This window comes from Paraburkholderia ginsengiterrae (assembly GCF_001645125.1).
GTDB classification, from domain to species: Bacteria; Pseudomonadota; Gammaproteobacteria; order Burkholderiales; family Burkholderiaceae; genus Paraburkholderia; species Paraburkholderia ginsengiterrae.
Genome location: NZ_LXKA01000377.1, coordinates 1 through 11182, shown reverse-complemented (window position 1 = coordinate 11182; position 11182 = coordinate 1). Strand labels below are relative to the sequence as shown.

Here is an 11182-nt window from a genome sequence, read left to right as displayed (position 1 = left end):
CCCCTTGCGCTGCCGACATGCGCGCCACCACCCGCCGGCTCGCTCAAACCAGCCACACTTAGCCCCCTTCCCCACAAGTCCTGCCGTTTTCCAAAACGGGATGCCACCCCCGTTCGTTCCCAGGAAACGCGCAGCGATACTGCGACTCCAACGATCGTCATGCGATGTCTGCGTTGGGCCGGGCACCAACTAAACTGACAAATAGACGCGGGTCTATAGCGCCGATCAAGAGCAGGTTAACCGTGCACTTTTGCCTATTCTGGCTTAGTGGATCCTTAAGCCCAGGCAATGGCGTGCATGAATCCGGATGGTCACAAGAACGTCACATGCGGGCCTTAAGTTGCGCCCATTGAAGTCGATCCAAACACCAAGAGGAGTCTCGACATGAAACTCAAGCAACTCACGCTACTTGCCTGCGCGCTTTGCGTCAGCGTCGCACACGCCGCCGATATCACTGGCGCCGGCAGCACTTTTGCCGCGCCGATCTACACCAAATGGGCCGACGCCTATCAAAAGACCGGCGGCGGCAAAGTCAACTATCAGGGCATCGGTTCGTCGGGCGGCATCAAGCAGATCAACGCGAAGACCGTGGATTTCGCCGGCTCGGACGCCCCGCTGAAAGACGACGAACTCGCGAAGGCGGGTCTGTTCCAGTTCCCGACGGTGGTCGGCGGTGTGGTGCCGGCGATCAATGTGCCGGGCGTGAAGGCCGGCGAACTGGTGCTCTCGGGTGAAGTGCTCGGCGGTATTTATCTGGGCAAGATCAAGAAGTGGAACGATCCGGCAATCGCCGCGCTGAATCCGAAGATCAAATTGCCGGATACCGACATCGCCGTGGTTCGCCGCGCCGACGGTTCAGGCACCAGCTTCATCTGGACCAACTATCTGTCCAAGGTGAGCCCGGAGTGGAAGTCGAAAGTGGGTGAAGGCACCACCGTGAACTGGCCGACGGGCACGGGCGGCAAGGGCAATGACGGCGTGGCGGCGTTCGTGCAGCGTCTGCCCGGCGCCATCGGATATGTGGAATGGGCGTATGCGAAGCAGAATCACATGACGTATGCCGCGATGAAGAATTCTGCAGGGACGGTGGTCGAGCCGACGACCGACACGTTCAAGGCCGCCGCCGCGGGCGCGGACGGGAAGAGCTCGTTCTATCAGATCCTCACGAACGAGCCGGGCAAGGACGCATGGCCGGTGGTCGGCGCAACGTTCGTCCTGCTGCACACGACCCAGGACAAACCGCAGCAAGGCGCGGAAACGCTCAAATTCTTCGACTGGGCGTTCAAGAACGGCAGCAAGGCAGCTGACGATCTCGACTACATTTCGCTGCCGGAAACGGTGACGAGCGAGGTCCGTACGCAGTGGAAACAGAAGGTGAAGGACGCATCGGGCAAGGCGGTTGCGCAGTAAGCGTCAGTGACACCGGGCACGCGGCCGCGAAATACCAACGCGGTCGCGAGTCGCCGCCGCGGGCACGTCACGTTATTCGCAACGTGCCGCGCCTCGCGTCCGCCATCTAGATGCCGGCCAGCGCCGGCAACGCCATCTCATACGACACCGGCTCGCTCGAACTGGTGATGCGCGACTGGGGCACCACCTGGTTCGAACGCGGCGAACTCTCAACGCGTATCGACACACACCCCGGATAGCGCGCGTTTTTCTTCTCGAGAATCGCCTGGCTCAGGAACGCGGCGCTATACGCCGTCAGCAAGTGCGCATGATGCGTCTCGATGTAGGTGGCGATTCGTGCCTGCTCGCCGTCGATCACCGCCAGCGACACCAGCGTGTGTGCGTCCCAACGAAAACGCAAACCGAGTTCGTCGAAAGCCGAATTATAGGCACACAGATGAGCGTCGATTTCCGCGTCATGCGCGCTATGGCGAGCGTTCAATGATGAGGGGTTCATGGCCGTCTCCTTCTGGCAAGTGGCACGACCAAGCTTAGAGAACCGAATAGATAAACGATAATTAAAGTTTATTCGAATAACGATAACAAAGAATTTATATATCCGTTGTACCCATCTGAACGTATCTCATCCCTCGCCGCTCTTGCGCGCCAAGCCGTAGTCTTCGCCATTGCGTGACCAGAAGCAGGTCTATCCATTCGCGATACTGAATGAAAACCATAAAAATGTTTGACTTTCGCTTATCGCTGTTCGCGCGCAGCATCCTCTCAGACGCGTTGCACGCACAACTTCATTAGCGCCGTTGTCGCTCGATCAGCGCGTCGGGGTTTTCGGCAGTTGAATGCCCTCTGACCGACCATTGCCGCCTCATTGCCCTCGGACACACGGGCTATGCGGCGATTCGATCATGTAAATCCAACGTGCCGCCTGAGCGCGACGGAATCGACAGGAGACGAGGACATGGGACATTCCAACGCAGCGGGAAGCGGCAGCACGCCACTGCGGCATCACCGCTGGGTGCAACTGGCAATTGGCATTGTGTGCATGGGGCTCGTCGCGAACCTGCAATATGCGTGGACGCTGTTCGTCGTGCCGATGGACAACGCCCACCATTGGGGCCAGGCGGCAATCCAGACCGCGTTCTCGGTCTTCATCGTCACCGAGACCTGGCTCGTGCCGCTAGAAGGCTGGCTGGTCGACAAGTTCGGCCCGCGTCCGGTCGTGATAGGCGGTTCGATCTGCGCGGCGCTCGGCTGGATTATCGATGCGCATGCAAGCAGTCTGGCTGAACTCTATGCGGCAGCCGTCATCGCCGGGATCGGCGCGGGCTGCGTGTACGGCACGTGCGTCGGCACGGCGCTCAAATGGTTTCCGGACAAACGCGGTCTCGCGGCCGGTTTGACCGCAGCGGGGTTCGGCGCCGGCGCGGCCATCACCGTGATTCCGATCGCCAACATGATCCAGCGCTCGGGCTACCAGCACACGTTCATGTTCTTCGGCATTTTTCAGGGCGTCTGCATCCTGCTGCTCGCCACCCTGCTGATCCGGCCGAAACCGCCCGCCACCGCCCGCGCGGCCACGCGCATCGCGGCGAGCCGGATCGATTACACGCCAGGCGAGATGATCCGTTCGCCGCTCTTCTGGGTGCTGTATCTGATGTTCGTGTTCGTCGCGGCCGGCGGCATCATCGCGACCGCACAGCTCGGGCCGATCGCCAGGGAATACGGCTTTGCCAAAATGCCGGTGAATTTGCTGGGCATCACGCTGCCGCTGCTGACGATGACGCTGTCGATCGACAATCTGTGCAACGGCTTCACCCGCCCCTTGTGCGGTTTTCTGTCGGACCGCATCGGCCGTGAAAACACCATGTTCATGATCTTTCTCGGTGAAGGCGTGGCGCTGCTGGGGCTCATGCAGTTCGGCCACAACCCGTATGCCTTCATGTTCTTCGCCGCCGCCGTGTTCCTGTGCTGGGGCGAGATCTTCTCGATCTTCCCGGCCACCTGTGCGGACACGTTCGGCAGCCGATACGCGGCGGCCAATGCGGGCACGCTCTACACCGCGAAGGGGACCGCGTCGATGCTGGTGCCGATTGCCTCGGTGCTGTCCGCGTACGGCGGGTGGAGCACCGTGTTCATCTCGGCAGCCGTGATATCGATCGCGGCCGCCGTGTCCGCGAAGTTCATCCTCGCCCCCATGAGAAAGCGCTGGATCGAAAACTCGGGCGCGCCGGCCGGCGCCGCTCTTGCCGAATTCGCAGAACTTGCGGAAGTGCGCCTGCAGCCGTCCTCCGGCCGCTCGCCTGAATGAATGACAACGTGAGCACCCAACTCGCGACGAACCCCACCACGCCCAGCCACCAAGGAGACATGTCATGGCAGAAGCCGACACCCATAACGCTGACAACACGCTAGAGCAGCAGGCCACCAGCATGACCGATGGATTCCATCTCGTCATCGACGCGCTGAAGCTGAACGACATCAACACCATCTTCGGACTGGTCGGCATCCCCATTACCGATCTGGCGCGGCTTGCACAAGCGGAAGGAATGCGTTTCATCGGGTTTCGCCATGAACAGCACGCCGGCAATGCAGCGGCAATCTCCGGGTACATCACGCAGAAACCCGGAATCTGCCTGACCGTGTCGGCGCCAGGTTTTCTGAACGGCCTCACCGCGCTCGCCAACGCGACCACCAACTGCTTCCCGATGATCCTGATCAGCGGTTCGAGCGAGCGTGAGATCGTCGATCTGCAACAAGGCGATTATGAAGAGATGGACCAGTTGAACGCGGCCAGGCCGTATGCGAAGGCCGCGTATCGCGTACTGCATGCCGAGGACATCGGCATCGGCGTGGCGCGGGCGATTCGCGCCGCGGTCTCGGGCCGCCCGGGCGGTGTGTACCTGGACTTGCCGGCCAAGCTGCTTTCGCAAACGCTGGATGCCGTGAAGGCGCAGCAGTCGCTGGTGCGCGTGGTCGACGCCGCGCCGCGCCAGATTCCCGCACCAGAATCGGTCAGGCGTGCTATCGATGTGCTGAAGAGCGCCAGGCGTCCGCTGATCCTGCTCGGCAAAGGGGCCGCCTACGCTCAGGCCGACGCGGAGATTCGCGCCTTCGTCGAACAGAGCGGCATTCCGTATCTGCCGATGTCGATGGCCAAGGGTCTGCTGCCCGACACGCACGAGCAATCCGCAGCGGCGGCCCGCTCGTTCGTGCTGCAGGAAGCGGACGTGGTCGTGCTGATCGGCGCGCGGCTGAACTGGCTGTTGTCGCACGGCAAGGGCAAAACGTGGGGCGCGCAGCCCAAGCAGTTCGTCCAGATCGACATCTCGCCGACTGAAATCGACAGCAACGTGGCGATTGCCGCGCCGGTGATCGGCGATATCGCCTCGTGCGTGGCGGCGCTTCGCGCAGGACTCGACGCGAGCTACGCGAAACCCGGCGTGGAGTGGCTCAGCGCAATCGCAGAACGCAAGAACAAAAACCTCGCGAAGATGGCCGCGACGCTCGACAAGAATCCGTCGCCGATGAATTTCCACAGCGCGTTGCGCGCGATCCGCGACGTGCTGAAAACGCGGCCGGACATCAACGTGGTCAACGAGGGCGCGAACACGCTCGACTACGCGCGCAGCATCATCGACATGGCCGAACCGCGCAAACGCTTCGATTCGGGCACGTGGGGAATCATGGGCATCGGCATGGGCTTCGCGATCGGCGCGGCGGTGACGACCGGCAAGCCGGTTGTTGCGATCGAAGGCGACAGCGCGTTCGGCTTCAGCGGCATGGAACTCGAGACCATCTGCCGTTACGACCTGCCGGTTTGCACGATCGTGTTCAACAACAACGGCGTGTATCGCGGCACCGATGTGAACCCGACCGGCGGCAAGGACGTCGCGCCCACCGTGTTCGTCAAGAACGCCCGTTACGACAGGATGATCGAGGCCTTCGGCGGCGTTGGCCATCACGCGACCACGCCGGAAGAACTCACGAACGCGCTGCTCGAAGCCATCGCCTCGGGCAAGCCGACGCTGATCAACGCCGTGATCGATGAAGCGGCGGGCACCGAAAGCGGCCGCCTGACCAATCTGAACCCGCAAAGCGCGGCGATGAAAAAGTAAACGCGTAACCACGAGCAACCCGGAGAAATCAAAGTGACCAAACCACTCGAAGGCATCAAGATTATCGACTTCACCCACGTTCAGGCCGGCCCCGCGTGCACGCAGTTGCTCGCCTGGTTCGGCGCGGATGTCATCAAGGTCGAACGCCCGGGTTCGGGCGACGTCACGCGCAATCAGTTGCGCGACATTCCCGACGCCGACGCGTTGTACTTCACGATGCTCAATAGCAACAAGAAGTCGCTGACGCTGGATACCAAGAAACCTGAAGGCAAGGAGATACTCGAAAAGCTGGTCCGCGAATCCGACGTGCTGGTCGAGAATTTCGGGCCGGGCGCGCTGGACCGCATGGGCTTTTCGTGGGAACGCCTGAACGAACTCAATCCGAAGATGATCGTAGCTTCGGTGAAAGGCTTCAGCGACGGCCATCATTACGACGACCTGAAGGTCTACGAAAACGTCGCGCAATGCGCGGGCGGCGCGGCCTCCACCACCGGCTTCTGGGACGGCCCGCCGACCATCAGCGCGGCGGCGCTGGGCGACAGCAATACCGGCATGCATCTGGCTATCGGCATTCTGACCGCGCTGCTGGGGCGCGACAAATCCGGCAAAGGCCAGAAGGTGGCGGTGTCGATGCAGGACAGCGTGTTGAACCTGTGCCGGGTGAAACTGCGCGACCAGCAGCGGCTGGAGCGTGTTGGCTATCTCGAGGAATATCCGCAATATCCGCACGGCGAATTCAGCGACGTGGTGCCGCGCGGCGGCAACGCGGGCGGCGGTGGCCAGCCGGGGTGGGTGCTCAAGTGCAAGGGCTGGGAAACGGATCCGAACGCCTATATCTACTTCACGATCCAGGGCCATGCATGGGCACCGATCTGTCATGCACTCGGCAAACCCGAGTGGATCGATGACCCCGCCTACAAGACCCCTGAAGCGCGTCAACCGCATATCTTCGAGATCTTCAAGACCATCGAAGCCTGGCTCTCCGACAAGACCAAATTCGAAGCGGTCGATATTTTGCGCAAGTTCGACATTCCGTGCGCGCCCGTGCTGACCATGAAGGAACTCGCCAACGATCCTTCCTTGCGCGCAAGCGGCACGATCGTCGAAGTGCCGCACAAGAAACGCGGCACCTATCTGACCGTTGGCAGTCCGATCAAATTCTCGGATCTGCAGCCGGAGGTCACCGCCTCACCGCTGCTCGGCGAACACACGGAAGAAGTGCTGGCAGGTCTTGGCTACAGCCAGCAGGACATCTTCAACCTGCGTGAAATCAAGGCGGTTTGACGGCACCGGGGGCCGCCCGGTTGTATGCTCGAGCTTATCGAGGCGGCGTCCGCGCGGCGCCGTCTCCCTTGAGCCATCTGTGATCTTCTTTCGGGAGCGCCATGCAGAATGCCATCGACTTTCAGCAACTCGCCACCGTCATCGGCGACGCGATCGTCATTTCCGACGCCAGCGGCAGCATCACGTTCTGGAATCCCGCGGCCGAGCGCATGTTCGGCTTTACGCAAGGCGAGGCGCTCGGAAATTCGCTCGACCTGATCATTCCGGAGCGTTTGCGCGGCCGCCATTGGGACGGCTATCACAAGACCATGGCAACGGGCGAAACCCGTTACGGCAACGACGTGCTGCGGGTGCCCGCGGTGCACAAGGACGGGCGCTCGCTGTCCATTGCCTTTACGGTCGCGCTGCTGCATTCGCCGCAAAACGAGCTCACCGGGATTGTTGCGGTCATCCGCGACGAAACCAGCCGTTTCCAGGAGGATCGTCTGCTGCGCAAACGTCTCGCGGAACTCGAAGCGACCGCGAAGGCGTAAGCGCTCGGGCACGCGCATCGTACTGGAACGCGGGTTAGTCGGTACCACCATGCGGACGAAAGTCGGGACACTACGGAAATCAGCGCGTTGAGCGCGCGGTACGTCCCGACTGACTTCGTCGATAATGCTTCCGACAGCGGCATCGGGTTCCTGGCCGTGGACCTCGAAGCCGTCTAACCGGCAAGGGCAGCCCAGGCTCGCCCGCTTTTGCCCGCCTTCAGGGAGATATGCCATGCCCCGCACCACTGCCGAGAAGCGCGCCGCTTTCAAGGCACTGCACGCTTCCGGTTGTTTCGTCCTGCCCAATCCGTGGGATGCCGGCAGCGCCCGCTATCTGCAGATGCTCGGTTTCCAGGCGCTCGCCACGACCAGTTCCGGCTTTGCCTGGTCCACCGGACACGCCGACAACAATCTGCCCCGCGCGGCCATCCTCGCGCATCTGCGTGAGATCGTCGAGGCCACGGACTTGCCGGTGAACGCCGACTTCGAGAACGGCTTCGGGCGCAATCCCGCCGAGGTGGCGGAAAGCGTCAGGCTGGCGGTCGAGACGGGTGTTGCCGGGCTGTCGATCGAAGATTCCACGGGCGACCCCGCCGCCCCTCTCTTCCCTATCGAGGTCGCGGTTGAACGGCTCAGCGCCGCACGCCGCGCGATCGACGCAAGCGGTGGCGACACGCTGCTGGTCGGCCGTGCGGAAAACTTCTTCGCCGGCTCGCCGGACCTGGACGACACGATTGCTCGCCTGAAGGCCTATGCCGCGGCCGGCGCCGACTGCCTGTACGCGCCTGGCATCAAGACACGCGAACAGATCGAAGCCGTGGTCGCCGCGGTTGCGCCGAAGCCCGTCAACCTGCTGATCGGCTCGACCTCGCCGTTCACGGTGCAGGACGTCGCCGCGCTCGGCGTGCGGCGCATCAGCGTCGGCGGCGGGCTGGCGCGCGCGGCATGGGGCGGATTCATGCGCGCGGCGCAGTCGCTGGTTGAGGGCCGCTTCGACGGGTTTGAAGGCGCGGCGGCCGGCGCGCGACTCGATGAGCTGTTCGGCAGCCGCGAGGCCGACCGCTAGGTTGCCGTCTAAGTTGGCAACTTAGGTGGCAAATTAGGTGGCAAATTAGGTGGCAAATTAGCTGCCCGCTTACGCTACCGCCACGCCGACGTAGTTTTCCGCCATGGCGGTAGCGGCCGCGCGCGAGGTCGTCACATATTCGAGCTCGGCCACCTGAAGCTGCTGCTCGAACGGCGACGCACCTTCGATGCGGTGCATCATGCTGGTCATCCAGTACGAGAAATGCTCGGCACGCCAGATGCGCTTGAGCGCGGTTGCGCTGTAGCCGTCGAGCAGGTCCGTGCGATTGTCGACGTAGAACGCATCCAGTGCGCGGGACAACAGGCGCACGTCGGCAACGGCCAGGTTCATGCCCTTGGCGCCGGTCGGCGGCACGATATGCGCCGCGTCGCCCGCGAGAAACAGACGCCCATGCTGCATCGTGGCCGAGACAAAACTGCGCATGCCCACAATGTTCTTCTGAAAAATCTTGCCGTCGACAATCTGCTGGCCGTCGTGCGAATCGACACGGGCATGCAGTTCCGCCCAGATGCGGTCGTCGGACCAGTTCTCGACGGAATCCTTCGGGTCGCATTGGAAATACATGCGCTGCACATTGGCCGATCGCGTGCTGACCAGCGCAAAGCCGCGCTCGTGACGAGCATAGATCAGTTCGTCCGACGAGGGCCGCCCTTCACACAGGATTCCGAACCAACCGAACGGGTACACCCGTTCGAAATCCTTCTTCAGCGCTTGCGGAATCGCCCCACGCGACACACCATGGAAACCGTCACAGCCGATCACGAAATCGCATTGCAGTTCGTGCGCCTCGCCTTCGTGACGATAGCGGATCGACGGCTGGTCGGTATCGATGCCGTGAATCGACGTCTCCGATACACCGAAGCGCAGCTTGCCATCGGCGGCCACGCGCGCCGCGACCAGATCCTTGATGACTTCGTGCTGCGCGTAGACCGTGATCGAATGGCCGGTGAGTCCGGTCAGGTCGATGCGGCGCCGCCTGCCTTCGAACGCCAGTTCGAAGCCGTGATGCAGCGCGCCTTCGGCCCTCATACGCGCGCCCACGCCAGCTTCCGTCAGCAGGTCCATCGTGCCCTGTTCGAGCACGCCTGCGCGGATGGTGGATTCGATCTGCTCGCGTGTGCGCGACTCGAGCACGACGGAGTCGATGCCGCGCAAATGAAGAAGATGGGAAAGAAGCAGGCCCGCGGGCCCGGCGCCGATAATGCCAACCTGGGTGCGCATGAGGTGTCTCCTGAATGCGGTGTTTGAGTTGCATTCAGTTTGACGATCACGCGCTATATCGCGCAACGCGATACGGTGGATAGGCCGTATGTAATTTCGAGATAATGGATGGGCCCAGGTGAGCGCGACCGATCAGCGCATCCGCGCGCAAACGCAATCTGGACGGGGCTCGCAGCTCATTCAGGCGCATTCGCCGGCCGGCGGATTCTTCGCGCTGGGCTTGGCTGCATCAAGGTAAACCCCGATCCATTCAGCTTCGCCAAGCTACGCCAGAAACAACCGATACACCGGGTTCTGCGTCTCTTCCCAGTTCGGATAGCCGAGCGTGGCGAGAAAGCGCTCGAACTCCGCGGTCTCGCTCTCGGGCACCTGGATGCCGACCAGGATCGAGCTGTAGTCCGCACCCTGGTTGCGGTAGTGGAACAGGCTGATATTCCAGTTCGGCGCCATCGACGAGAGGAATTTCATCAGCGCGCCCGGCCGCTCGGGAAACTCGAATCGGAACAGCCGTTCGTCGTGCGCGAGCGGCGAACGGCCACCCACCATGTAGCGGATGTGCTGCTTGGAGAGTTCGTCGAACGTCAGGTCGACGGTGGGAAAGCCGTGCGCGTCGAACGCGCCCGCGATCTGCGCCAGTTCGCTGCGATTCCTGATCTGCACGCCCACGAAGATATGCGCCGAATTCGCGTCCGCAATCCGGTAGTTGAACTCGGTGACGCTGCGCGTGCCGACCAGTTCGCAGAAGCGCCGGAAACTGCCGCGCTCCTCGGGAATCGTCACGGCGAACACCGCCTCACGTGCCTCGCCGACTTCGGCGCGCTCGGCCACGAAGCGCATGCGGTCGAAGTTCATGTTTGCGCCGGAGGTGATCGCGATCAGCGTCTGGTTCTCGATGCCCTCGCGCTCGGCATACTGCTTCGCGCCCGCCACCGCGAGCGAGCCGGCCGGCTCCAGCACGCTGCGGGTGTCCTGGAACACGTCCTTGATCGCGGCGCACAGCGCGTCGGTATTCACGAGCAGGACGTCGTCGAGATACTCGCTGCACAGGCGGAAGGTTTCCTCGCCGACCAGCTTCACCGCCGTGCCGTCGGAGAAAAGCCCCACCTCGTTGAGCGTGACCCGCTCGCCCGCTTTCAGCGAGGCCGCCATCGCGCACGAGTCGTCGGTCTGCACGCCGATCACCTTGATCTCGGGGCGCACCGACTTCACGTACGCCGCCACGTCGGCCGCCAGTCCGCCGCCGCCGATCGGCACGAAGATCGCGTGAATCGGCCCCTGATGCTGGCTGAGAATCTCCATCGCGACGGTGCCCTGGCCGGCGATCACGTACGGATCGTCGAACGGATGCACGAAGCTCAGGCCGCGTTCCTCCTGCAGTTTCACCGCGTGGCCGTAGGCGTCGCTGTATGACTCGCCGAACTGCACCACCTCGACGGTCGGCCCGCCGTGCGCGCGCACCGCATCGACCTTCACCTGCGGCGTGGTGACCGGCACCACGATGATCGCCTTCACGCCCATGCGCGCCGCCGAGAGCG

General features: G+C 62.7%; 9 protein-coding genes. 6 read left to right on the top strand and 3 right to left on the bottom strand.

From position 1 onward, the window contains the following. The first annotated feature begins 384 nt into the window (after window positions 1-384). Entirely contained in the window at window positions 385-1410 is a 1026-nt protein-coding gene (pstS, locus tag A6V37_RS36090) for a phosphate ABC transporter substrate-binding protein PstS (protein WP_064286876.1), read from the top strand. 106 nt (window positions 1411-1516) lie between these two features. Here the strand turns inward: pstS and A6V37_RS36085 are convergent, their stop codons facing one another. Next, window positions 1517-1906: a hypothetical protein gene (locus tag A6V37_RS36085; RefSeq protein ID WP_064267214.1), complete on the bottom strand. Its 390-nt coding sequence runs from the start codon at window positions 1904-1906 to the stop codon at window positions 1517-1519. Window positions 1907-2365: 459 nt separating this feature from the next. Between A6V37_RS36085 and oxlT the strand changes: the two genes are divergently transcribed. The 5 genes from oxlT (at window position 2366) to A6V37_RS36060 (ending at window position 8405) form a co-directional block, all read left to right on the top strand. Further along, the gene (oxlT, locus tag A6V37_RS36080) at window positions 2366-3715 is read left to right on the top strand and encodes an oxalate/formate MFS antiporter (protein WP_064286875.1); all 1350 of its coding nucleotides are present in this window, start codon (window positions 2366-2368) and stop codon (window positions 3713-3715) included. A 64-nt stretch (window positions 3716-3779) separates the two neighbouring features. Further along, window positions 3780-5522, top strand: coding sequence for an oxalyl-CoA decarboxylase (gene oxc, locus A6V37_RS36075; RefSeq protein ID WP_064286874.1), 1743 nt, complete (start codon window positions 3780-3782; stop codon window positions 5520-5522). Between the two features lie 33 nt (window positions 5523-5555). Beyond that, entirely contained in the window at window positions 5556-6806 is a 1251-nt protein-coding gene (gene frc, locus A6V37_RS36070) for a formyl-CoA transferase (protein WP_064267211.1), read from the top strand. 101 nt (window positions 6807-6907) lie between these two features. After that, window positions 6908-7339 carry a PAS domain-containing protein gene (locus tag A6V37_RS36065; RefSeq protein WP_064267210.1) on the top strand — a complete coding sequence of 144 codons (432 nt, stop codon included), beginning with the start codon at window positions 6908-6910 and terminating at the stop codon, window positions 7337-7339. A 232-nt stretch (window positions 7340-7571) separates the two neighbouring features. Further along, a complete protein-coding gene (locus tag A6V37_RS36060) occupies window positions 7572-8405 on the top strand; it encodes an isocitrate lyase/PEP mutase family protein (RefSeq protein ID WP_064286873.1) in 834 nt (277 codons plus the stop codon). Between the two features lie 69 nt (window positions 8406-8474). Here A6V37_RS36060 and A6V37_RS36055 read toward each other — a convergent pair whose 3' ends face one another. Beyond that, window positions 8475-9647, bottom strand: coding sequence for a 4-hydroxybenzoate 3-monooxygenase (locus tag A6V37_RS36055; RefSeq protein ID WP_064267208.1), 1173 nt, complete (start codon window positions 9645-9647; stop codon window positions 8475-8477). A gap of 264 nt (window positions 9648-9911) precedes the next feature. Next, window positions 9912-11182, bottom strand: a 1271-nt coding sequence (gene ilvA, locus A6V37_RS36050; protein WP_064286872.1) for a threonine ammonia-lyase, biosynthetic, incomplete at its 5' end; no start/stop codon positions are given.